Below are 23,094 nucleotides of genomic sequence, written 5' to 3' on the forward strand. Positions count from 1 at the left end.
CTGCTGTCCCGGCCCGTCGGCCACTAGATTTGATCCATGGCGGAGACGAAACGCGAGATCGAGCGCAAGTACGAATCCGACGAGAGCGGGCTTCCCGACCTGACCCGCGTCGCCGTGGTCGCGTCCGTGGTCGACAAGGGCATCGCCCACCTCGACGCCACCTACCACGACACCGCGGACGAACGTCTCGCCGCCTCGTCCGTCACCCTGCGCCGTCGCACCGGCGGTTCCGACGCGGGCTGGCACCTCAAGTTCCCCGTCGCTCCGGGCGTCCGCGACGAAATCCGCGCCCCGCTCACCGACACCCTCCCCGACGAGCTCGCCGCGCTGGTCCGCTCCCGCGTCCGCGACAGCGAGCTGCTCCCGGTGGTCCGGCTGCGCTCCGACCGCGACGTACGCCACCTGCTCGACGCCGACGGACGGCTGCTCGCCGAGGTGAGCGTGGACACCGTGCACGCCGAGCGGCTCACCGGACGCGGCGGAGAAGCACGGTGGACCGAGATCGAGGTGGAACTCGCCGACGGGGGAGACCCGGCCCTGCTCGACAAGATCGACAAGCGGCTGCGCAAGGCGGGCGTCCGACCGTCGACGTCATCGTCGAAACTGGTCCGCGCCCTGGAGGAGACCGCACCGGGAAAGCGGCGCAGGTCCACCCGCGACCGCAAACCCGTGACCGCCGGAGACCATGTGCTCGCCTACGCGCGCACCCAGCGGGACGCGATCGTCGCCCTCGACCCCGCCGTCCGCCGGGACACTGAGGACTCCGTGCACAGCATGCGGGTGGCCACCCGCCGGCTGCGCAGCACCTTCAGGTCGTTCGGCAAGATCCTCGACCGGGCCGTCACCGATCCGGTCGCCGACGAGCTGAAGTGGCTCGCCGGTGAGCTGGGACGGGACCGGGACCGCGAGGTGCTGACCGAGCGGCTGACGTCGGCCGTCGGCGAGGTGCCCGCGGAGCTGGTGCGGGGCCCGGTCCTTGAGCGCGTGCGCTCCTGGTCGAGCGCCGAGCACGGCGGGGCCCGAGGCCGCCTCCTCGGTGTCCTGGACTCCCGCCGCTACCTGACCCTGCTCGACACCCTCGACGTCCTGATCGCCGACCCGCCCCTGCTGAAGGCCGCCGGGAAGGAAGCCCGCAAGCCGGTCGCCAAGGCCGTGCGGAAGGACTTCCGCAAGGTCTCGAAGCTGGTCGAACGGGCGGCGGAGCTGGAACCCGGCACCGACCGGGACGTCGCGCTGCACGAGGCCCGCAAGAAGGCCAAGCGCACCCGCTACGCGGCGGAGGCGGCCGAACCGGTCCTCGGCAAGCCGGCCAAGACCATGGTCAAGTCCATGAAGGCCCTGCAGAACCTGCTCGGCGAGCACCAGGACAGCGTCATGGCACGGCAGGCCCTGCGCGAGCTGTCGGCGGTCGCCCACGCGGCGGGGGAGAGCGCCTTCACCTACGGCCTTCTCCACGAGCGCGAGGAGCAGCGGGCGGTGCGCGTGGAGGCCGAACTGCCCGGCTTCTGGGACGGGATCAAGGACGTCGGGGCGGCCCTCTGATCTTCCGGCGTACGGAGGTACCCCGCGACCGCGTTAGTCTGGATGGTCACCCCTGTCAGTTCAGTCCAGCTCACGAAGGTGCGCGACATGCCTGCCGAAGTCGCTGCGTCGGTCTTCCCGCAGCTCGAAGCTCTGCTCCCGCATGTGCAGAAGCCGATCCAGTACGTCGGCGGAGAGCTCAACTCCACGGTCAAGGACTGGGACTCCTGTGACGTCCGCTGGGCGCTCATGTACCCGGACGCCTACGAGGTCGGTCTGCCCAACCAGGGCGTCATGATCCTCTACGAGGTGCTCAACGAGCAGCAGGGCGTCCTCGCCGAGCGCACCTACAGCGTGTGGCCGGACCTCGAGGAGCTCATGCGGGAGCACCACGTCCCGCAGTTCACGGTCGACAGCCACCGGCCCGTGAAGGCCTTCGACGTGTTCGGCCTGTCCTTCTCCACGGAGCTGGGCTACACGAACATGCTGGCCGCCCTGGACCTGGCCGGCATCCCGCTGGAGTCCAAGGACCGGACCGTCGACGACCCGATCGTCCTGGCCGGCGGTCACGCGGCGTTCAACCCCGAGCCGATCGCCGACTTCATCGACTGCGCGGTGATCGGCGACGGCGAGCAGGCGGTCCTGGAGATCACCGCGATCGTCCGCGCCTGGAAGGCGGAGGGCCGCCCCGGCGGCCGAGAGGAACTCCTCTTCCGCCTGGCGAAGACGGGCGGGGTGTACGTGCCCGGGTTCTACGACGTCGAGTACCTGCCGGACGGCCGTATCGCCCGTGTCGTGCCGAAGCGCAGCGGGGTGCCGTGGCGGGTCTCCAAGCACACCGTCATGGACCTCGACGAGTGGCCCTACCCCAAGCAGCCGCTCGTCCCGCTGGCCGAGACGGTCCACGAGCGCATGTCCGTGGAGATCTTCCGCGGCTGCACCCGCGGCTGCCGCTTCTGCCAGGCCGGCATGATCACGCGCCCGGTGCGCGAGCGCTCCATCACGGGCATCGGCGACATGGTCGAGCAGGGTCTGAAGGCGACGGGCTTCGAGGAGGTCGGCCTGCTGTCCCTGTCCTCCGCCGACCACACGGAGATCGGCGACATCGCCAAGGGCCTCGCCGACCGCTACGAGGACGACAAGATCGGCCTGTCGCTGCCCTCCACCCGCGTGGACGCCTTCAACATCGACCTGGCCAACGAGCTGACCAGGAACGGCCGCCGCTCGGGCCTCACCTTCGCCCCCGAGGGCGGTTCGGAGCGCATCCGCAAGGTCATCAACAAGATGGTCTCCGAGGACGACCTGATCCGCACGGTCGCGACGGCGTACGGCAACGGCTGGCGCCAGGTGAAGCTGTACTTCATGTGCGGCCTGCCGACGGAGACCGACGACGACGTCCTGCAGATCGCCGACATGGCGACGAAGGTCATCGCCAAGGGCCGCGAGGTCTCCCGCTCCAACGACATCCGCTGCACGGTCTCGATCGGCGGCTTCGTCCCCAAGCCGCACACGCCGTTCCAGTGGGCCCCGCAGCTCTCCGCCGAGGAGACGGACGCCCGTCTGCAGAAGCTGCGGGACAAGATCCGCGGCGACAAGAAGTACGGCCGCTCGATCGGCTTCCGCTACCACGACGGCAAGCCCGGCATCGTCGAGGGCCTGCTCTCCCGCGGCGACCGCCGCATCGGCGCGGTCATCCGCGCGGTCTACGACGACGGCGGCCGCTTCGACGGCTGGCGCGAGCACTTCTCGTACGACCGCTGGATGGGTTGCGCCGACAAGGCCCTGGCCCCCTTCGGCGTCGACGTCGACTGGTACACCACCCGCGAGCGCACCTATGAGGAGGTCCTCCCCTGGGACCACCTCGACTCCGGCCTGGACAAGGACTGGCTCTGGGAGGACTGGCAGGACGCCCTCGACGAGACCGAGGTCGACGACTGCCGCTGGACACCGTGCTTCGACTGCGGGGTGTGTCCGCAGATGGACACCAGCATCCAAATCGGCCCGACGGGCAAGAAGCTGCTGCCCCTGACGGTCAAGAACGCCGCCCCCACTCCGGGCGGGCATGCGCACTGAGGTGAGTGAGGCGCTGGCCCTGTCGGAGCTGCGCTGAAGCTCGCGACCACTGAGCCCCCTTCATCCCGGAGGGGGCTCAGGCGTGTCCGGCGCCCGATGACGTCCTCAGCCGGTCTGCGCTGACCTGCCCGAACGATTCGTTCTGATCGCTTTGGCAACTTGATATTCAGGACGGCGATTGCTGGATACAGTCGTTTTGTCACTACTGGTTGCGGGAGCAATCAGAGCGTGGTCGGCTGGGCCGACGTCCTGGGGAGGGCCTGTAGCGCATGAGTCGTCGCTCTGCTGGTTTTGTCGGTGCGTGGGCTGAGATGCAGCGGCAGCAGCAACGTCAGGTGGAAGCCGAAGCGAGACAGCGCCGGGAGGAGGCACGGCAGGCCCGGGAGTACCAGCGGCTGGCCGCGCAAGGCCACCGTGAGTACCGCCAGGCAGAGGCCCGGCGACGCACGGAGGAACTGGAAGCCCAGGTCGCAGCCCTGCAGAGTCTGCTGACCACGGGCTGCCAGGCGCCGGCCTTCAGGTCATCGTCTCTCATGCGAGCGGAAGACATCCCACCGCTCGATCCGGGACCGCTCGCCTGGCCGGTGCGGATGCCCGACCCGAACCAGTACCAGGCCCAGGGCGGCTGGACCACCGGCCAGCGGGCGCGGGCACAAGCCGAGGCGCGGGCCCGGTTCGAGCAGGACTGGCATGCCGCCCAGGTCGCCGAGGCCCAGCGGCAGGAGCAGTTAGCCGCTTTGCGGCGGGACCACGACCAGCGGGCGGAGTCTCAGCGTGCCGAGGTGCGTCGGCACAATGCCGGGGTCGTGGAAGTGGCCGAAGGAGTCAGGCGGGGCGACCCGGACTCGGTGGTCGAGTACTTCTCCGCTGCGCTCTACGCGTCGACAGCTTGGCCGGAGGGCTTTCCTCGCCAGGTGGCTGCGGCATACGACGCAGCGGGGCGGCAGTTGGTGCTGGACTGGGAACTTCCCGGCTATGGCGTCGTCCCGGAGGCGAAGTCGGTGAAGTACATGTACGGGCAGGATCAGTTCAAGGACACGGCCCGTCCTGTGACCCAGCGCCGTGCGCTGTATCGGGAAGTACTGGCGCAGAGCGTGCTGCTGGTGCTGCACCAACTGTTCACGGCGGACGAGTACGGCGTCTTGGACTCGGTGGCTCTGAACGGCTTCGTGGACGCCCATGACCCGGCGACAGGCAGGCGTGCCTGCGTCTTCCTCGTAACTGTCATGGCTCCGCGGGCGGCCTTCACGGATCTGCATCTGGAGCAGGTGGACCCGGTCAGCTGCCTGACCGACGCGCTGAGGGGGCAGATCTCGGGCCGACCCGACCAGCTCACCGCCGTGCGGCCGAGTCGGCAGCCCCAGGACGTCGGCAGCCCCGTGGCCGCCCACGGTGGCGATCACGAGCCGAACCTGTACGACATGGATCCGATCGCCTTCGAGTCCCTCGTCGCCGACCTGTTCCGCGCCATGGGTATGCAGGCCGTGACGACCCAGCGCTCGAACGACGGTGGTGTGGACGTCGACGCCATGGACCCGACTCCCATCCGCGGCGGCAAGATCGTCGTCCAGGTGAAGCGCTACCGCAACACGGTGCCGCCCACGGCGGTGCGCGACCTCTACGGCACTGTCCAGGACGTCGGCGCCAACAAGGGTGTTCTGGTGACGACGTCCGGTTTCGGTCCGGGCTCTCACACCTTCGCCAGGGGCAAGCCGTTGGAGCTGATCCCGGGCGGCGAACTCGTCGACCTGCTGCACAGGCATGGGCTGCGTGGACGCTTGGGAGATGAAGGAGCGGCGGCCCCGGCGCAGCCGGCACGGTCCAGCGCTGCGGCTCCGGCGGACGACTACAACGTGCTGGGCATGACGTGGTCCGGCAACGTCGCAGTCGACGTGTGCGCGCTGGTCTGCCGTGGCGGCCGAGTCCTCAGCGAAGACCACTTCGTCTTCTTCAACAACGCGCAGACGCCGGACGGTTCGGTGCGCGCATTGCCGGCTGCGGAGCCGGACAAGGCGGCCATGCGTGTCGCCTTCGACGCGCTGCCGGAGGCGGCCGATCGGCTGGTGCTGGTGGCGGCTGTGGATCCGGAAGTGAATCCGGAGGCCGATCTTTCCGGTTTCACCGATGCACACATCCGGCTGCTCGATCCGACGATGACCGAGCTCGATCTGCTGGAGGTCTCCGAGGGGCGGACCCGGGAGACCGCATTGGTGCTCGGTTCCTTCCGGCGCAGGCCCAGCGGTGACTGGGACTTCGTACTGGGTGGGAAGGGCTACACGGGCGGCCTGGAGCAGCTCGTTCGGGACTACGGCATAGATGTGGAGTAACGCACCGCTGCTGACGCGTACCGCGTCCGGTCCTGCTGTCGGCCCGTCGTGAGGGGCGGCCGACAGCAGGTGGTGGGGGTCAGCGCAGGAGTTCACAGATCCTGAACAGCAGCATCGTGACGGCGATGAACGCGCCCCCCGCACAGGTCACCGCACCGAGGATCGTCGCGTGGAGCAGGACGGCGAGTACGCCCGCTGTGAGGCCTGTGAGGAGGCCGAGCAGTAAGGCGATGATGATGAGCAGGGCTCGCTGCGACAGCCCCCCGGCAGGAGGAGGCGGCAACTGAGTCATGAGGTGCCTCCCCCCGGACTTGCTATGGGGCCGGTGGGGAATGCCCAGCCGTGGCTCTGGCGGGTGACACGACTCGCGTTACTATCTGCCATGAGGCTTCCTGGTTCATTCGAGTGGACGAGGGCGCTTCGCGGTGGGGGAGTACTCGGACGATGCTTGCCGGCTGACCGAGCGCTCCCCTTCTCGCTGTGAAAACTCTCCGCTTGCTTGGCCGAAAAGAAGCTTGCCGCTTTGCGGAGCACCATGTGCTGGTCAATTTTCCATGGCCGTCCCCTTCTTCGGCTTCGGGATCATCCGTTTTCGGTGGCCTTGGCAGCCATGACGCCTGCCGTCATACTGACGGCCAGGGGCCTGACTGTGCCGTCGGTACTGCAGTGCGGGATTGGGGGAGTCGTGACCTTTCCGGATCCGACATCGGAGTGGCGGAAGAGTTCCGCCAGTGGGCCGGAAAACTGCGTCGAAGTCCTTCTGGGCCGCCCTGTCATGGTCAGGGATTCAAAAGTGTCCGAGGGGCCCTGCCTTGCGGTTGGTTCCACGGCGTGGGCCTCCTTTCTGGATTCCCTGTCCCGGCGCTATGCGGCGAGCTGAGGCAGATTTGCGCTCCACTCGGTGATGGGCTGGGCGTAACGGTTCTCGATCTCCCAGAAAGCCTCGAGGTAGTTCTCGACGCTCCGTTGCACGCCGACGATCGCCTTGTTGTTGAGGATGACGCTTCCGTCGGGATTCTCGAGATACACCACCCGTTCCTGCTCGGCTTTGGCGAACTCGAAGATGACGTAGGGCGAACGCAGCAGGGGGTACAGCCCGCTGCTGAAAGGCACCACCCCGATGCTTACGTGTTCCAGCGCGCTGACTTGTCGCAGGTGCCGGATCTGGTCCTCCATCAACTCGCTGCTGCCCACCACGCGTCGGAGCGCGGCCTCGTCGATCAGGAATCGCAGCTCGGTGCTCGATGATTCGTCCAGCATGCGTTCCTGGCGCTTCAGGCGGAGGTCGAGCAGTTCCTCCTTCTCAGGCACCACGGACTGCTGAAGGGCGACGCGAGCGTACTCCTCGGTCTGCAGCAGGCCGGGGACGAACAGCGCCTCGAAGTTCCGGATCACGGACGCGGACGCCTCGTACCCGAGGTAGGACTGAAATCCCTCCGACAGCAGGGACCGGTACTCGTGCCACCAGGGCTGCCGGCGTGCTTCCTCCCCGGCGCGAAGCAATTTCTCCTTGCCGTCCTGGTCCAGTTCATAAAAGTTGATCAGCGCTTTGAGGTCGGTCATGGAGATCTTCACCCTGCCCGACTCCAGCCGCATGACTTTCGACAGGGACCATCCAGTCTCTCGCGCAACATCGGGCTGCGAATACCCCGCCTTTTTACGCGCCTCCTGAAGCTGAGAACTCAGGAGGTGTCGGTAGAACATCGGGTCGGCATCGGGCATGAAAAGCTCCTTCTGGTGCCACAGGTCGTACCGCCGCCAGGCACTCCGACCGTGTTCAGGACGACCAGCGTCGCAAGGCTACGCGGATTTTTGCCAGGTGTCACTATGCCTCACGGCTCCGCGTCGGCACGGCCCATTCTGAAGGTATGCACGGGATGAGTGAGAAAGAATGGAACGTTGTTACGTCTCATGCGGACGCATAATCGATGCATTCACTCGCACGTGTGACTTCCGGTGACTTCAGTGATGGCGGTCCCCAGGAATTTCTCTCTCCGATCCCGCGGCACATCGGGGAAATGGAGCAACATCGGCCCCCTTGCTCGCATGGCGCCCGCACGTGTGCGGACCAGGGATGTGAGAGGACCGTCCTACGGGGGACCCGCAGAGCAGGCCGAGTGGGCGACGCTCCCCCGGGGGGCCGGCCCGGCCAGGTTCCCCCAGTTCAGAATGTGTGCTGGGGGAGCCGTCAGGTCAGGCGGCCCTCGTGGCAGACCCGCCGCGCGACCTCGCGGAGCTTGATGTTCTTCTCCTGGGAGTAGCGGCGCAGCACGTCGAAGGCCTGGTCCTCCGTGAGGCGGTGGCTGCCCATGAGGATGCCCATGGCCTCGCCGATGGTGTGCCGGGTGGCCATTGCCTGTTCCATCTGGGCGTGGCTGCGGGCGCTGGAGAAGGCGACCGCGGCGTGCGAGGCCAGCAGCCAGCCGGCCGTCTCGCTGTCGTCGGTGAAGGATCCCGGTCGGTGCGCGTAGAGGTTGAGTGCGCCCAGGTCCTCGTCCTCGGTGTACAGCAGGAAGCCCATCATGCTGCCCACGCCCAGCTCGCGGGCGCGCGCGGCATAGGCGGGCCAGCGGTCCTGCTCGGCGGTGAAGTCGGCGATGCGGAACACGCGCTCTCCGGAGCTGGTCCGGGCCGCGTCGAAGCAGGGGCCTTCCGTGAGGCGTTCCTGCAGCCGGTCGCTCTCGACCACCATGTCGTCGGTGGGGGCCAGCGTCTCCACGCGCTTGCCGTGCAGGAGGAGGATGCCGGCCGCGTCGCACCCGGCCACGCGCTGCGTGGCCGCCCTGGTGATGTGCTGCAGGGTGGCGCCGACCGTCTCCTGGGCCAGCAGGTCGCGCGCCATGGACGCCATCTGCTGTGCAAACACGCGCCAGTCCACCGTCGTCCTCCTCGTCCGGGTGCTCCGGGTGTCCCGGTTGCTCCGAGTGCCGGGTCTGCCTACCTCCTGCCACGGTGTCACGGGTCGTACACACCGGCAGGGGCGCACACCGAGCCCTTGGCTCAGACGGGCCTCCCCTTGCGCCATCTATCGAATCTCGATAGATTTCCATCGCGGTTCGATCGAAGGAGTGGCGATGGGGAAGCTGGCCGTGGCGGCGTTGCGTGGGGTGCTCGTGGTGCTGCTCGCCGGATCGTTGTTCGTGCAGGGGGTGATGGTGCCGCTGCTGGCCGTCGACATGAACGGGCTCAGGCCCGAGTACGCGTATCTGCGCACCCCGATCCTCGTGATCACGGTCCTGGGTATCGTGACGGCTCAGGTCGTCGTGGTCTGCGTGTGGCGGCTGGTGACGATGGTGCGTCGCGGCACGGTGTTCTCCACCGCCGCCTTCCGCTACGTGCACATCGTGATCGGCGCGTTCGTGGCGGCCGCCCTGCTGGTCTTCGCCCTCGCCGTCGTGCTCGCGCCGGGCGAGGCCGTGGCTCCCGGGGTGGTTCTCCTGCTGTGCGGGGTGGTGGTGGCCGTGCTGGGCGTCGCCCTGGTCGTGCTCGTCCTGCGGATGCTGCTCGCGCAGGCCGTCGCACGCGACATCGAGGCGGCCCAGATGCAGGCAGAGCTGGAAGAGGTCATCTGATGCCGATCGCCGTCGACATCGACGTGATGCTGGCCAAACGCAAGATGTCCGTGGGCGAGTTGGCGGAACGCGTAGGCATCACTCCCGCCAACCTGGCCGTCCTCAAGAACGGCCGCGCCAAGGCGGTCCGCTTCTCCACCCTCGCCGCGCTGTGCGAGGTGCTGGAGTGCCAGCCGGGGGATCTGCTGCGCTGGGAGACGGAAGACGCCGCGGAGCCGGCCATGCGCTGATGGAGAACACCGGCATCCGCCCGGCCGGGCCCGCCGAACTGGCTGCCCCGGCCGCCCTCCGGCGGGAGTGGCTCGTCGAGAACGGGCTCGCAGCACCTCGGCGAACCCGACGCGTGCGTACGGCACTTCGTCGCCTGGGCGCAGGAGACCGGTCCGCGAGCCGTCTCCGCGTACGCGAGCGGCTTCGAGGAGTCGCCCCGGCCGCTGCAGGCGCAGTTCGCCCGCGGGTGACCCTTATGATCTTGCGGCCGAGTGGAGAGAACGCGGGAGAACGGGGCGGGGCTGTGCGGTGCTGGATCCGGACGGGACTCTGAGGGCGTCTACGAAGGTATGGATCTGGAGAAGCGACCCCGCGAGGGTTCCGAGGCACCGGCCGACCTGCCCCACGGGCCTGACGATCCGTCCCGACGGCCAGTCGATCCGTCCCAGGGGGCTGAGGATCCGTCCCGGCGGTCTGTCGATCCGTCCCAGGGGGCTGACGATCCGTCTCGACGGCCTGACGACCCACTCCTGTGGCCGGACGGACAGCCCCGGCGGTCGGCCGACCTGCCCCGGCGGCCGGGCGTCCCGTCCGTGCGGCGCGAGCCGCAGGCGCCCGAGGGGTGCCTCACCGTCGCCATCCGCATCCCCGTGCGGATCATCGCGCTCGTCCTGGTCGTCCCCGTGCGGATGCTGTGGGACGCGCTCGTCGTGGCCGGGCGGTTCCTGAACGACACGCTGCTCCGGCCGCTCGGCCGGGCGCTGCTGTGGGTCGCGCGGGCCGTGTTCGTCTGGCCGTTCGTGGGGCTGTGGCGCTACGTCGCCGTGCCGGTGGGCAAGACCCTCGGTCTGCTCGGGAACATCCTCTTCGTGGTCCCCCTGGTCTGGCTGTACCACTCGGTCCTCACCCCGGTGGGGCACGCGATCGGATGGGCCGCCCGGGGCATCGGGGCCGCGGCCGGCTGGGTCGCCAGGGGCCTGGGTGCCGGACTCGGATGGGTCGCCAGGAGCCTGGGGGCCGGGCTCGGCTGGGTGTACGCGCAGCTGCTCACGCCCGTCGGGCACGCGGTGCGGTGGGTCATGAAGGGACTCGGCGCCGGCCTCGCCGCGCTCGGCATCGGCGTCTGGACCGTCGTGGCCCTGCTCATGAAGTACCTCGTGGTCGTACCGGCCCTCTGGCTGTACACCTGGGTGCTCGCGCCCGTCGGCCGCGCGGTCGCCTGGTGCGGCAGGGGGCTCGTATGGCTGGTGCGCACGATCCTCACCGGCATCGGGACGGCGCTCCACTGGGTCGCCCGGATCCTGCTCGTCCTGCCCGCACTCGCCCTCTGGCGCTGGATCCTCGCGCCGGCCGGACGCGCCCTGGCCGTCATCGGCCGGGAGGTGTGGGACGCCCTCGGGCACGCCTGGCGCATCGCCGGGCACATCTCGCTCGCCGTCGGGCGGTTCCTCGGCACCCTCTTGCGGTGGATCTTCGTCGAGCCGGTGCGGTGGGTGTACCGCAGCGTGCTGACGCCCGTCGGGCACGCCGTGCGGGACGCCGTCCTGAGGCCCGCCGCCGAGGCCGCCCGCAGCGTGGGGCGGGCCACCCGGCAGGCGCTGGCCGCCGCCCGGGAGTCCGTACGGCAGGCCCGCGCCGACTTCCGCCGGATGCTCTTCGGCGAGCCGCGCCGGCCGCAGCCCGTCGAGGGCCGGGAACCATCGGGACGCGGGGCACGTACTCTTGGTAGCAGTACGACCGCTCTCACGAAGGACTGAACGACACTGGGCAAGCGACAGCCCGAAGGCCCGCCGCCCGCACCCGCGGTGCAGCGCATCCGACTGCGTTACACCAAGCGCGGCCGCCTCCGGTTCACCAGCCACCGTGACTTCCAGCGCGCCTTCGAGCGTGCGTTGCGCCGTGCCGAGGTGCCGATGGCCTACTCGGCGGGCTTCACACCGCACCCGAAGGTGTCGTACGCCAATGCCGCACCCACCGGCACGGGCAGTGAGGCGGAATACCTGGAGATCGCGCTCACCGCGCCCCGCGACCCGGAGCAGCTCAGGGCCCTTCTCGACGAGTCGCTGCCCACCGGGCTCGACATCACCGACGCGGTCGAGGCCCGCACCTCCGGGCTCGCCGACCGGCTGACGGCTTCCGTCTGGGAGCTCCGGCTGGACGGAGTGCCGGTGGAGGAGGCCCGCCGAGCGGCGGACGCCTTCAACGCGGCCGAGACGGTCGAGGTCCAGCGCCTCGCCAAGAACGGCGTCCGTACGTTCGACGCCCGCGCCGCCGTGGCGAGCCTGGAGGTCCGCGACCTCAAGGAAACGCACAGTTCGCAGGCTGATAGGCCGACCGACCAGCCCTGTGCGATACTGCGGCTGGTTGTTCGGCACGTGACGCCTGCCGTACGACCCGACGACGTCCTGTCCGGTCTCCGCGCCGTGGCCGACCTGGCGCCGCCGGTCCCCGCAGCGGTGACCAGGCTGGCGCAGGGGCTGTTCGATGAAGAGACCGGCACGGTGACCGACCCGCTCGCGCCCGACCGCGAGGCAGCCGAGGCCCACCCAACGGCCGAACCGACTGCCACCGCGACGGCGCCGGCGTAAGGAAGGTCCCGCGTAGGGACGGACGTCGAAGCGCCGCCCTCGGACTCGGGAGCCACCTGGGTCGGGCAGCGCACCGACCAGAAGACTTTCGCCAGGCCGTACGCATTCGGCGTACGGAACCGGCGAGACAGGACACAGAGAGCTCCCGTGCGGCGCCCGCGCCCCGGACGGCGGCGAACGCGCACAGCGCGCGCCGCGGACGTCACCGGCATTCGCCGGACCAGGCGCGGCGCCCGGGAGCCTGACGGGAGACAAGCCCGCATGCTCGAGCCGACCGAACCCACAGAGGGTTCCGAACAGAACACCCCCAGCGACACCCTGCCGCCCCGTCGGCGGCGCCGTGCCGCGTCCCGCCCGGCGGGTCCGCCCACCGGTGCCTCTTCCGACACGCCGGTGGAGACCGTCGCGCCGGCCATACCGGCCGCCGATGCCGAGGAACTCGCGGACGTCGAGTCCGGCGAGGCCGAGGAGGCAGCGGCCGAGGCCGCCCGGGCCCCCGAGGCAGCCGCAGCGCCCGTGGCCGGTGAGAGCGACGAGGACGCCGCGCCCGCCGGGCGCAAGCGCCGTCGCGCCGTGCGCCGCGCCTCCGCCCCCGCCGGTGCTCCCGCCGCCGCGGAGGCCGCCGAGACGGTGGTCCCGGTGACCGCCGCCACAGCCACCGACGCCGACGCCGAGACGACCGAGCCGGCCGAGACCGCCGCTCCCGCCGCGGTGACCGAGGACGCCGCCCCCAAGCGAGCCCGCCGCCGCGCCACCCGCACCGTCACCTCACCCGCCGCCGCTGAAGAGGCCGTTGAAGAGGCTGCACCGCGCCGGACCCGCCGGCGTGCCGCGCGACGTGCGTCCGCGCCTGCCGGGGCGCCCTCCGCCGCGGAGACCGCGGAGGTGACCGCCGAGGAGGCGAAGGCACCCGTGACCGAGACTCCCGCCGCCCGGCCCGACCGCGCGTCCGAGGCCGCCGCCTCCGAGACCCCCGCCGCCGAGGCCGCTGCCACCGAGACCCCCGCCGCCGAGGCGCCCGCCGGTGAGAGCGTCGAGCCGGCCGAAGAGGCCGGTCCGCGTCGCCGTCGCCGGGTCGTGCGCCGGGCCGCCGGCGGCTTCGCCGAGCCCGCCCAGCCCACCCGGGGCGGGAAGGCCTCGAAGGCCGCCGCCCGGGTGTCCGCGGACGAGGCCGACGGTGAGAGCGAGGCGCCCTCGCGTCCGCGGCGGCCCGCCGTCGCGCTGTTCCAGGCGCCCGTCTTCACCGAGCCCCAGTTCCAGACGCCGGAGCGGGCCGCTGCCGCTGCCGCCGCCGAGGCGGCCGGGGCGGAGCCCGAGGAGAAGCAGGAGTCCGCACCGGCCGAGGCCCAGCGCGAGGAGCAGAGCGGCGGCTCGCGTCGCCGTCGCCGTCGCCGGGGTGCCGCGGACGAGCCGGAGGCCCAGGCCCCCGAAACCGCGGAGGACACCGCCGCCGACGAGGCGGAGGAGACCGACGAGTCCGCCGAGGACCAGGGCGACGGCGACGAGCAGGACGAGGCCGAGGGCACCGGTTCGCGCCGCCGCCGTCGCCGGGGCGGTCGCCGTCGCCGGCGTGGCGAGTCCGCCGACTCCGACGGTGAACTCGGCGAGGGCGGCGACGACTCGGACGCCGAGTCCGAGCCGACCGCCGCACAGGACGGCGAGGACGGCGCCGAGGAGGACGACGAGGACTCCGAGGAGACCACCGACCGTGACGAGTCCGGCGGGAGCGGCTCCAGCAGCAGCCGCCGTCGCCGTCGGCGTCGCCGCCGCGCCGGGGACTCCGGCACCGACTCCGAGCCCTCCGGCGACGACCCGGAGCGCACGGTCGTCAAGGTCCGCGAGCCCCGCCCCAAGACGGAACCGTCCGACGAGGTGCAGTCCATCAAGGGCTCGACCCGTCTGGAGGCCAAGAAGCAGCGCCGTCGCGAAGGCCGCGAGCAGGGCCGTCGCCGCGTCCCGATCATCACCGAGGCCGAGTTCCTGGCCCGCCGCGAGGCCGTCGAGCGCGTGATGGTCGTCCGCCAGCACGGCGACCGCACGCAGATCGGCGTCCTCGAGGACAACGTGCTCGTCGAGCACTACGTCAACAAGGAGCAGTCGACCTCGTACGTCGGCAACGTCTACCTCGGCAAGGTGCAGAACGTGCTGCCGTCGATGGAGGCCGCCTTCATCGACATCGGCAAGGGCCGCAACGCCGTCCTGTACGCCGGTGAGGTCAACTTCGAGGCGCTCGGCATGGCCAACGGGCCGCGCCGCATCGAATCCGCCCTCAAGTCCGGCCAGTCGGTGCTCGTCCAGGTGACGAAGGACCCGATCGGCCACAAGGGCGCCCGCCTGACCAGCCAGGTCTCCCTCCCGGGCCGCTACCTCGTGTACGTGCCCGAGGGCTCCATGACCGGCATCAGCCGCAAGCTGCCCGACACCGAGCGGGCCCGGCTGAAGACCATCCTCAAGAAGATCGTCCCCGAGGACGCGGGCGTCATCGTGCGCACCGCCGCCGAAGGCGCGAGCGAGGACGAGCTGCGCCGGGACGTCGAGCGGCTGCAGCAGCAGTGGGAGGACATCCAGAAGAAGGCCAAGAGCGGCAACGCCCCGACGCTGCTCTACGGCGAGCCGGACATGACCGTCCGGGTCGTGCGCGACATCTTCAACGAGGACTTCTCCAAGGTCGTCGTCAGCGGTGACGAGGCCTGGTCGACCATCCACGGCTACGTCTCGCACGTCGCGCCGGACCTCGCCGAGCGGCTGTCGAAGTGGACCTCCGAGGTCGACGTCTTCGCCACGTACCGGATCGACGAGCAGCTCGCCAAGGCCCTCGACCGCAAGGTCTGGCTGCCCAGCGGCGGTTCGCTGGTCATCGACCGGACCGAGGCGATGGTCGTCGTCGACGTCAACACCGGCAAGTTCACCGGCCAGGGCGGCAATCTCGAGGAGACCGTCACCAGGAACAACCTGGAGGCGGCCGAGGAGATCGTGCGTCAGCTGCGGCTGCGTGACCTCGGCGGCATCATCGTCATCGACTTCATCGACATGGTGCTGGAATCCAACCGGGACCTGGTGCTGCGGCGCCTGCTGGAGTGCCTGGGCCGGGACCGTACGAAGCACCAGGTCGCCGAGGTGACCTCGCTCGGCCTCGTGCAGATGACCCGCAAGCGGGTCGGGCAGGGACTGCTGGAGTCCTTCTCCGAGACCTGCGTCCACTGCAACGGCCGCGGTGTCATCGTCCACATGGAGCAGCCGACGGCTCCCGGAGGCGGCGGCAAGCGCAAGAAGCGTGCCCGCGCCGGTGCCGCCGAGCAGCACGTGCACGAGGCCGCCGTCGACACCGCCGAGACCGCCGAGCAGGAGGCGGAGACCGAGGCGGAGGTCGTGGCCGAGGTCGCCGAGCCGGTCGCGCTGCCCGCGCCGGCCTTCGAGCCCGACGAGGAGCTGTACAGCAGCGCCGCCGAGGCGGAGGCAGCGGCCGGCCGCGGGCGCTCGCGTCGCCGGGCGAGCCGGCGGGCGTCGGCCCCGGCGGGCTCCCCGCGCGCGGAGGCGGCCGAGCCGAAGGCCGAGGAGAGCAGGGAGACGACCCGGCGGGGCAGGGGCAGGGCCGCGCAGTCCGTGGCCGAGGCGCCGACGGCTCAGGACGTGACCGCCGAGCAGGAGGCCGCCCGTCCCGTGCAGCCGGAGCCGGCAGCCGAGGCACAGGCCGAGCCGATGGCCGTGGAGGACCCGGTGGTCGAGGCCGCGCAGGCCGCGCCCGCCGCCCCCGCGGCCCCGGTGGAGGAGGCCGCGCCCAAGGGCCGTACCCGGCGCCGGGCCACCCGCAAGGTGTCCGCTCCGGCCGGTTCCCCCGCGGGTGCCGAGGCGGCCGTGGTGACGGTCGCCGAGACCGCGCCCGTGGAGCCCGGGGCCGAGGCCGCCGAGGCACCGGCCGAGCCGGTCGCCGAGCAGCCCGCCGCGAGCGCCGCCCCGGCCCGTCCGCGGCGCCGTGCCGTGCGCAAGCCGACGGCGTCCACGGCGTCCGAGGAGACGGCCGTGATGGTCGTCCCGACGGCCGCGTCCGAGGAGGGCGCAGCCGGGGATGCCGTGTCCGGAGCGGCCGGGTCCGAGGCCGCTGTCGAGCCGGCCGCCGAGGAGTCGGCCCCCGCCAAGAAGACGGCCCGTAAGACGGCCAAGAAGGCCACGGCGAAGAAGGCCGCCACCAAGAAGACGGCGGCCAAGAAGACCGCGGCCAAGAAGACGACGGCCAAGAAGGCGGCGAAGACCACCAAGACCGCCGCCAAGAAGACCGCGTCGAAGAAGACCGTGGCGGCTGAGCAGTCGGTGTCCTCCGGGTCCTCCGTCTCGGCCTCCACCGACGAGGGCTGACCGGCCGACGAGGGCTGACCGGCCGACGAGGGCTGACCGGCCGGCGAGAGCCGACCGGCCGACGAGCCCGACCGGCCTCGACGTCCCCGGGGCGTGCGCGAACTCCGCGTACGCCCCGGGGACGCGACCGGCGTGACCGGTCGCACAGGCGGCGGGTCCGACTCGGTTTGACCCTTTCGGCCGCGGCCCCGTAACCTTGACCGTCGGCGTGTCGACTGACGCGTCACATCCCCGTAAACCTCATCCTCCGGGCGCCGGGCGCCCAGGAGAGGCTGTTCGCTGAGTCGGGCGGCTGGCCTGCGGGGGTGCCGTTTCCCGAGCGAGAGAGTGAGTTCCGCGTGTACGCCATCGTGCGCAGCGGTGGTCGCCAGCACAAGGTTGCTGTCGGCGACATCGTTGAGGTTGACAAGATTTCCACTGCCAAGGTTGGCGACACGGTCGAGCTCTCGACCCTGCTCGTTGTCGACGGCGACGCCGTGACCAGCGACCCGTGGGTGCTGGCCGGCATCAAGGTCCAGGCCGAGGTCGTGGACCACCACAAGGGCCAGAAGATCGACATTCTGCGCTACAAGAACAAGACGGGTTACCGCCGTCGCCAGGGCCACCGCCAGCAGTACACGGCGATCAAGGTCACTGAGATCCCCGCGGCTGCGAAGTAAGGGACTGAGGAGAAATGGCACACAAGAAGGGCGCATCGTCCACCCGGAACGGTCGCGACTCCAATGCCCAGCGGCTCGGCGTGAAGCGCTTCGGCGGTCAGGTCGTCAACGCGGGTGAGATCCTGGTCCGTCAGCGTGGCACCCACTTCCACCCGGGCTCCGGTGTCGGCCGTGGCGGCGACGACACGCTGTTCGCCCTCGAGGCCGGTTCGGTGCAGTTCGGCACCCACCGTGGCCGCAAGGTCGTGAACATCGTTCCGGTCGCCTGATCGGACACTTTCGCGAGGCGGACCTCACTTCCCTCACGGGAAGCGGGTCCGCCTTTCGCGTGTTACGCAGAGAACAACCCCGTAGAACCTCGTACACATACGTACGCACCTGGAGGCACACACCATGACCACCTTCGTGGACCGCGTCGAGCTGCACGTCGCCGCGGGTAGCGGAGGCCACGGCTGTGCCTCCGTCCACCGTGAGAAGTTCAAACCGCTGGGCGGACCGGACGGCGGCAACGGCGGGCGCGGCGGGGACGTGATCCTCACCGTCGACCAGTCGGTCACCACGCTGCTCGACTACCACCACTCCCCGCACCGCAAGGCCACCAACGGCAAGCCCGGCGAGGGCGGCAACCGCTCCGGCAAGGACGGTCAGGACCTCGTCCTGCCGGTGCCGGACGGCACGGTCGTGCTGGACAAGGCGGGCAACGTCCTCGCCGACCTGGTCGGGCACGGCACGTCGTACGTCGCCGCGCAAGGCGGCCGGGGCGGCCTCGGCAACGCGGCACTGGCCTCCGCGCGGCGCAAGGCGCCCGGGTTCGCGCTGCTCGGCGAGCCGGGAGACCTCCAGGACGTCGTCCTGGAGCTGAAGACCGTCGCCGACGTGGCCCTCGTCGGGTACCCGAGTGCCGGCAAGTCGTCGCTGATCTCGGTGCTGAGCGCCGCCAAGCCGAAGATCGCCGACTACCCCTTCACCACGCTCGTGCCCAACCTCGGTGTCGTCACGGCCGGTTCGACGGTGTACACGATCGCCGACGTGCCCGGGCTGATCCCCGGCGCCAGCCAGGGCAAGGGCCTGGGGCTCGAGTTCCTGCGGCACGTGGAGCGGTGCAGTGTGCTCGTGCACGTCCTCGACACCGCGACGCTCGAGTCGGAGCGCGACCCCGTCTCCGACCTCGACATCATCGAGGAAGAGCTGCGGCAGTACGGCGGGCTGGACAACCGGCCGCGGATGGTCGTCCTGAACAAGATCGACGTACCGGACGGCAAGGATCTGGCCGAGATGGTGCGGCCCGACCTGGAGGCGCGCGGCTACCGCGTGTTCGAGGTCTCGGCCGTGGCGCACATGGGCCTGAAGGAGCTGTCCTACGCGCTCGCCGAGCTCGTGGCGCAGTCGCGGGCCGCGAAGCCGAAGGAAGAGGCCACCCGGATCGTGATCCGGCCCAAGGCCGTGGACGACACCGGCTTCACCGTGACGCAGGAGGCCGACGGCCTGTTCCGGGTGCGCGGCGAGAAGCCCGAACGCTGGGTGCGCCAGACCGACTTCAACAACGACGAGGCCGTCGGCTACCTCGCCGACCGGCTCAACCGGCTCGGTGTCGAGGGAGAGTTGATGAAGGCCGGTGCCCGGGGTGGTGACGGCGTCGCCATCGGCCCCGAGGAGAACGCGGTCGTCTTCGACTGGGAGCCGTCCGTGACGGCCGGGGCCGAGATGCTCGGCCGGCGCGGTGAGGACCACCGGTTCGAGGGTGCGCGGCCGGCCGCGCAGCGCCGCAGGGACCGGCAGGCCGAGCGGGACGAGGCGGAGCAGGAGTACGACGACTTCGAGCCGTTCTGAGTCCTCGGGCCGTTCTGATTCAACAAAGAGCACATTCGCAACGGACTTCGGTGCAACCAAGTCGCTCCCGGGTGAGTCGTACAGGGCGGCGCCGGTGAGGATCTTGTTCCTCACCGCGCCATAACTGCTCAGCGACGCAACGGAGTCGACGTGCCACAGTCCATGAGCAAGCGCAGGGTCGGCCGGGCGGTCGCGGTGGCCGTCGCCGTCGTCGCGGCCGTGACCACCCCGGTGGTCGCGCACGCCGCCCCCGCCGCTCCGTCCGTCGCGGACAGGCTCCGGGACGACTTCAACGGCGACGGCTACCAGGACCTGGCGGTCGCCGCGCCGCGCGGCACGGTCGACGGGAAGGCCCGGGCCGGGTACGTGGCCGTCGTGTACGGCTCGGCCAAGGGCCTCGACCTCGCGCACAAGCAGATCGTCAGCCAGAACACCCCGGGCATACCCGGCGTCGCGGAGACCGACGACGACTACGGCAGCGATCTCTCCGCGGGCGACCTGGACGGCGACGGTTACGCGGACCTGGTCGTCGGCTCCCCCGGCGAGGACGTCGGGGAGGTCCTGTCGGCCGGCACGCTCGCCGTGCTGTGGGGCGGGAAGCAGGGCCTGTCCGGCGGTACGGCCGTCGCCACCGGCACCGAGGAGGACCGGGTCGACGCGGAAACCCCGGCGCTCGGCGACTTCAACGGCGACGGCCGGCTGGATCTCGCCACCGGAAACCGCCTGCTGTACGGGCCGTTCGACCGCACCGCGGGCGCCGCCAAGAGCCGGAACCTGGCCATCGAGCCCGCGTACTTCACGGACGACGTGGCGGCCGGGGACGTCGACCACGACGGCATCACGGACCTGGTCGCGCTCATCCACGACCGCAGCGACGACGACATGCACGACCCCGACTACAAACACCGCCGCGCGGTCTTCCTGCGGGGCACCCCTGAGGGCCTGAGCGCCCCCGCCCCGGTGAACGACCCGGACGGCACGCGCATGCGGGGCGGTGAGAGCCTCGGCGTCGGCGACGTGGACAAGGACGGCTACGCCGACCTCGTCATCGGCCGCCCGAACGACGGCTACGGCGAGGTCGATCTCGACGACCCGCTGCTGAAGGGCGGCCAGATCGCCGTGGTGCACGGTTCGGCCGACGGCCCCGACACCTCCCGTACGGCGATCATCACGCAGGACAGCCCGGGGGTGCCCGGCAGTTCGGAGTGGGCGGACACGTTCGGCGGGGGCATCTCGGTCGGCGACGTCAACGCCGACGGCTACGCGGACGTCTCCACCGGCAGCGCGAGCGAGGACCTCGGAGAGGTGTACGCGGCCGGCCAGGTGACCGTGCTGCGGGGCGGCAGGTCAGGGCTGACCGGTGACGGCTCCTACAGCATGAGCCAGAACACCGGGAACGTCCCGGGCGAGGCGGAGCGCAACGACTTCTTCGGCGCCGACACCAAGCTGCTGGACGTCAACGGCGACGGCCGGGCGGAGCTGTTCGCCGGAGCCACCGGCGAGAACCGGGACGGCGGCGTCTGGGCGTTCCCCAACCCCGTCAACACCCCCACCGCGACCGGATCGGTCAGCTTCGGCGCGGGCACCCTCGGCACCGTGAAGAACGGTTCCTCCCTCGGCGCGGGGTTCACCCGCTGACCGCAGTACACCCGCCCGCCCCACATGTACGGCCCGGCTCCCGGGCCGCCCGCTGAACACCTGTCAGACTCGCCCCGGCAACGGCTTGTTCCGATGCTGGCGGCGAGTCTCTCTTTGTCTGCTTAGTTGTCATGTACGTGAACCCCGACGTTCAGCGGGCGGACCGCCCGTGAGCGTGAAGCTTCCCCGTGTCCATGTGGCCAGCGAGGTAAGGGAGTCAGCCGATGACCGGAGCAGCAACCCCCGACCGACGCCGCTTTCTGACCGCCGGTGCCGCGGTGCTCGGTGCCGCCGCCTCCGCCCAGCTGTGGCTCCCGGCCGTGGCCCGCGCGGCCGAGACCCCGCTGCCGGACGGCGTGTTCAGCCTCGGCGTCTCCTCGGGCGACCCGCTCCCGGACGGCATCGTGCTCTGGACCAGGCTCGCCCCGGACCCGCTGAACGGCGGTGGCATGCCCGACCGGGTGGTGCCGGTGGAGTGGCAGCTCTCGGAGGACACGCGGTTCAGAAAGCCCGTCCGGCAGGGCATCGCACAGGCCCGGCCCGAGTACGGGCACAGCGTTCACGTGGACGTACGCGGACTGCGTGCGGACCGTACGTACTGGTACCGCTTCCGCACCAGCGGGCAGCTCTCACCCGTCGGCCGCACCCGCACAGCGCCCCACCCTCACAGCTCCGGAGGCTCCCTGCGCATGGCCCTCGCCTCCTGCCAGAACTGGCAACACGGCTATTTCACGCCATACGCAGACATGCTCGACCAGGACCCGGATGTCGTGGTCTTCGTCGGCGACTACATCTACGAGTCCACGCCCTCGGCGACGGCCGTACGGCGGCACGAGGGCGCCGGTGAGCCGTTCAGCCTCCTCCAGTACCGCAACCGGTACGCCCAGTACCGCACCGACCCGGACCTCGCGGCGATGCACGCGAACGCGCCCTTCGTGGTGTCCTTCGACGACCACGAGGTGGACAACGACTTCGCGGGCGAGATCCCGCAGGACCCGGACAAGCAGCCGCACGACGCGTTCGTGGCCCGGCTGACCGCGGCCTACCAGGCGTTCTACGAGCACATGCCGGTCCGTGCCACCGCCGTCCCGGACGGTCCGCACATCCGGATGCACCGCCGTCTGGAGTTCGGCCGGCTGGCCCGGCTCCACGTCCTGGACACCCGGCAGTACCGCAGCGACCAGGCCACCAGCCAGGAAGGCGCCCAGGACCCCGCCCTGACCATGCTGGGCGCCCGGCAGAAGCGCTGGCTGCTGAACGGGCTGCAGGACTCGCCCGCCCGCTGGAACCTCATCGCCTCCCAGATCATGATGGCCGAGACGGACCTCAAGGTCGGCGAGGGCAAGCTCTGGTTCTACGACGCCTGGGACGGCTACCAGGCCGAACGCAATCGGTTCCTGGAGGAGTTCCAGCAGGTCCGCAACCCGGTGGTGCTCTCCGGGGACCGGCACCTGACGATGATCAGCGACCTCAAGGAGGACTTCGCCGATCCGGAGTCGGACGTCGTCGGCGCCGAGTTCGTCGGCACGTCCATCTCCAGCAACGGTGACCAGGACCAGGAGGCCTTCCGCAGGGAGTGGGACCCGCGGCGCCCGGACAACCCGCACTGGAAGCTGCTCGACGCCCATCGCGGCTACCACCTCTTCGACGTCCGCCGCGACGGCATCGACGCCCAGGTCAGGGTGGTCGACACGGTGCGCCGGCCCACGGCGGTCCCGAGCACGCTGGCCCGGCTGAGGGTCGAGGCGGGCCGTCCGGGCGTCGAGGTCGTCTGACCCGTCCGTGCGCCGCGCGGCCCGGGACCCTCGGGGTCCCGGGCCCTTTCCGTACGGCGGTCGGGACGTGTGAGAAGTCCGACCCGGGTTTGTGGCGCACCGCGCTCGGCGAGACCGAAATGCTGCGGAATCCTGACCGGGAATTCCGTGGCAATGAGCGGCCGGGAGAGCCGTATTAGCGGCCGGCCGTCATGAAGAACGCGTACAGCCGCGGGCACCGGGAAGTGGAGATCCGTGCACCGCGAGCCCCGTACCAGGCCCCGCGGGCGGCGCGCGGTACGTGGAGCACCGCCAAAGCGCGTACCGTGCACAGGACATCGTCCGAGGAACCGGCGCAGGTCCCCGGTCACCGCAGTCCCGGCGGCCCCGTCGCCGAGCTCCTGTGCAGTTACTCACAACGCTTTTACCGGGGCTTGAGCAACCATCCGCAATCACCAGCGTCGGCAGGTGAATGAGAGGTGGCGCGCACATATGCGGTGGAGGGCGCTCACCTTGCATTGCGGTAACCACAAGTGGGACCATTTCCGAGTTCCCTGTCGCCCCAAGGT

At 70.6% G+C, this 23,094-nt stretch carries 17 protein-coding genes; 14 read left to right on the forward strand and 3 right to left on the reverse strand.

Annotated features, from left to right (window positions below; all coding sequences use genetic code 11):
• Positions 1-36 precede the first annotated feature (36 nt).
• From ACIQU3_RS07245 to ACIQU3_RS07255, 3 genes are all read left to right on the forward strand, one after another.
• The gene (locus ACIQU3_RS07245) at positions 37-1,542 is read left to right on the forward strand and encodes a CHAD domain-containing protein (protein WP_403923762.1); all 1,506 of its coding nucleotides are present in this window, start codon (positions 37-39) and stop codon (positions 1,540-1,542) included.
• Positions 1,543-1,629: 87 nt separating this feature from the next.
• Positions 1,630-3,594, forward strand: a complete 1,965-nt coding sequence (locus ACIQU3_RS07250) for a TIGR03960 family B12-binding radical SAM protein (protein WP_403725974.1) — start codon at positions 1,630-1,632, stop codon at positions 3,592-3,594.
• Positions 3,595-3,863: 269 nt separating this feature from the next.
• On the forward strand, positions 3,864-5,921 hold the full coding sequence (locus tag ACIQU3_RS07255) for a restriction endonuclease (protein ID WP_403923765.1): 2,058 nt from the start codon (positions 3,864-3,866) through the stop codon (positions 5,919-5,921).
• A gap of 79 nt (positions 5,922-6,000) precedes the next feature.
• Here ACIQU3_RS07255 and ACIQU3_RS07260 read toward each other — a convergent pair whose 3' ends face one another.
• Positions 6,001-6,213 (reverse strand): hypothetical protein, encoded by a 213-nt coding sequence (locus ACIQU3_RS07260; protein WP_403923767.1) that lies wholly within the window; start codon positions 6,211-6,213, stop codon positions 6,001-6,003.
• A 318-nt stretch (positions 6,214-6,531) separates the two neighbouring features.
• Here ACIQU3_RS07260 and ACIQU3_RS07265 point away from each other — a divergent pair, with 318 nt between their 5' ends.
• Positions 6,532-6,801, forward strand: coding sequence for a DUF397 domain-containing protein (locus ACIQU3_RS07265; protein WP_403924161.1), 270 nt, complete (start codon positions 6,532-6,534; stop codon positions 6,799-6,801).
• On the opposite strand, the gene ACIQU3_RS07270 is transcribed toward ACIQU3_RS07265, so the two are convergent.
• Together ACIQU3_RS07270 and ACIQU3_RS07275 are read right to left on the reverse strand one after the other, a co-directional pair.
• Positions 6,786-7,643 (reverse strand): helix-turn-helix transcriptional regulator, encoded by an 858-nt coding sequence (locus ACIQU3_RS07270; protein WP_403725966.1) that lies wholly within the window; start codon positions 7,641-7,643, stop codon positions 6,786-6,788. The genes ACIQU3_RS07265 and ACIQU3_RS07270 overlap by 16 nt on opposite strands.
• A gap of 466 nt (positions 7,644-8,109) precedes the next feature.
• Positions 8,110-8,799 carry a GAF and ANTAR domain-containing protein gene (locus ACIQU3_RS07275; protein ID WP_403725963.1) on the reverse strand — a complete coding sequence of 230 codons (690 nt, stop codon included), beginning with the start codon at positions 8,797-8,799 and terminating at the stop codon, positions 8,110-8,112.
• Positions 8,800-8,995: 196 nt separating this feature from the next.
• Between ACIQU3_RS07275 and ACIQU3_RS07280 the strand changes: the two genes are divergently transcribed.
• The 10 genes from ACIQU3_RS07280 to ACIQU3_RS07325 all read left to right on the forward strand — a co-directional run bounded on the left by ACIQU3_RS07280 (position 8,996) and on the right by ACIQU3_RS07325 (position 22,546).
• Positions 8,996-9,493 carry a DUF2975 domain-containing protein gene (locus ACIQU3_RS07280; protein ID WP_403923770.1) on the forward strand — a complete coding sequence of 166 codons (498 nt, stop codon included), beginning with the start codon at positions 8,996-8,998 and terminating at the stop codon, positions 9,491-9,493.
• Positions 9,493-9,723 carry a helix-turn-helix domain-containing protein gene (locus ACIQU3_RS07285; protein ID WP_403725958.1) on the forward strand — a complete coding sequence of 77 codons (231 nt, stop codon included), beginning with the start codon at positions 9,493-9,495 and terminating at the stop codon, positions 9,721-9,723. Before ACIQU3_RS07280 ends, ACIQU3_RS07285 begins: the two co-directional genes overlap by 1 nt.
• Positions 9,724-10,269: 546 nt before the next feature.
• Complete coding sequence (locus ACIQU3_RS07290) at positions 10,270-11,460, forward strand: hypothetical protein (RefSeq protein WP_403924164.1); 1,191 nt, start codon at positions 10,270-10,272, stop codon at positions 11,458-11,460.
• 48 nt (positions 11,461-11,508) lie between these two features.
• Positions 11,509-12,291 carry a TIGR03936 family radical SAM-associated protein gene (locus ACIQU3_RS07295; RefSeq protein WP_403725950.1) on the forward strand — a complete coding sequence of 261 codons (783 nt, stop codon included), beginning with the start codon at positions 11,509-11,511 and terminating at the stop codon, positions 12,289-12,291.
• 261 nt (positions 12,292-12,552) lie between these two features.
• Positions 12,553-16,644: an Rne/Rng family ribonuclease gene (locus tag ACIQU3_RS07300; protein ID WP_403923772.1), complete on the forward strand. Its 4,092-nt coding sequence runs from the start codon at positions 12,553-12,555 to the stop codon at positions 16,642-16,644.
• Between the two features lie 338 nt (positions 16,645-16,982).
• Positions 16,983-17,303 carry a 50S ribosomal protein L21 gene (rplU, locus tag ACIQU3_RS07305; protein ID WP_004931419.1) on the forward strand — a complete coding sequence of 107 codons (321 nt, stop codon included), beginning with the start codon at positions 16,983-16,985 and terminating at the stop codon, positions 17,301-17,303.
• Between the two features lie 14 nt (positions 17,304-17,317).
• Positions 17,318-17,572 (forward strand): 50S ribosomal protein L27, encoded by a 255-nt coding sequence (rpmA, locus tag ACIQU3_RS07310; protein ID WP_031107501.1) that lies wholly within the window; start codon positions 17,318-17,320, stop codon positions 17,570-17,572.
• A 124-nt stretch (positions 17,573-17,696) separates the two neighbouring features.
• Complete coding sequence (gene obgE, locus ACIQU3_RS07315; RefSeq protein WP_403923775.1) at positions 17,697-19,133, forward strand: GTPase ObgE; 1,437 nt, start codon at positions 17,697-17,699, stop codon at positions 19,131-19,133.
• A 150-nt stretch (positions 19,134-19,283) separates the two neighbouring features.
• Positions 19,284-20,771, forward strand: a complete 1,488-nt coding sequence (locus ACIQU3_RS07320) for a VCBS repeat-containing protein (RefSeq protein ID WP_403923778.1) — start codon at positions 19,284-19,286, stop codon at positions 20,769-20,771.
• A gap of 224 nt (positions 20,772-20,995) precedes the next feature.
• Positions 20,996-22,546, forward strand: a complete 1,551-nt coding sequence (locus tag ACIQU3_RS07325; protein WP_403725936.1) for an alkaline phosphatase D family protein — start codon at positions 20,996-20,998, stop codon at positions 22,544-22,546.
• Positions 22,547-23,094: the final 548 nt, after the last annotated feature.

Source organism: Streptomyces sp. NPDC101110, from assembly GCF_044759525.1.
GTDB lineage: Bacteria > Actinomycetota > Actinomycetes > Streptomycetales > Streptomycetaceae > Streptomyces.

Coding starts and splice junctions, on each gene's coding strand:
- ACIQU3_RS07280 (WP_403923770.1), top strand. CDS start 8,996: ATGGGGAAGCTGGCCGTGGCGGCGTTGCGTGGGGTGCTCGTGGTGCTG.
- ACIQU3_RS07260 (WP_403923767.1), bottom strand. CDS start 6,213: ATGACTCAGTTGCCGCCTCCTCCTGCCGGGGGGCTGTCGCAGCGAGCC.
- ACIQU3_RS07265 (WP_403924161.1), top strand. CDS start 6,532: ATGACGCCTGCCGTCATACTGACGGCCAGGGGCCTGACTGTGCCGTCG.
- ACIQU3_RS07285 (WP_403725958.1), top strand. CDS start 9,493: ATGCCGATCGCCGTCGACATCGACGTGATGCTGGCCAAACGCAAGATG.
- ACIQU3_RS07245 (WP_403923762.1), top strand. CDS start 37: ATGGCGGAGACGAAACGCGAGATCGAGCGCAAGTACGAATCCGACGAG.
- ACIQU3_RS07255 (WP_403923765.1), top strand. CDS start 3,864: ATGAGTCGTCGCTCTGCTGGTTTTGTCGGTGCGTGGGCTGAGATGCAG.
- ACIQU3_RS07325 (WP_403725936.1), top strand. CDS start 20,996: ATGACCGGAGCAGCAACCCCCGACCGACGCCGCTTTCTGACCGCCGGT.
- ACIQU3_RS07250 (WP_403725974.1), top strand. CDS start 1,630: ATGCCTGCCGAAGTCGCTGCGTCGGTCTTCCCGCAGCTCGAAGCTCTG.
- ACIQU3_RS07270 (WP_403725966.1), bottom strand. CDS start 7,643: ATGCCCGATGCCGACCCGATGTTCTACCGACACCTCCTGAGTTCTCAG.
- rpmA (WP_031107501.1), top strand. CDS start 17,318: ATGGCACACAAGAAGGGCGCATCGTCCACCCGGAACGGTCGCGACTCC.
- ACIQU3_RS07300 (WP_403923772.1), top strand. CDS start 12,553: ATGCTCGAGCCGACCGAACCCACAGAGGGTTCCGAACAGAACACCCCC.
- obgE (WP_403923775.1), top strand. CDS start 17,697: ATGACCACCTTCGTGGACCGCGTCGAGCTGCACGTCGCCGCGGGTAGC.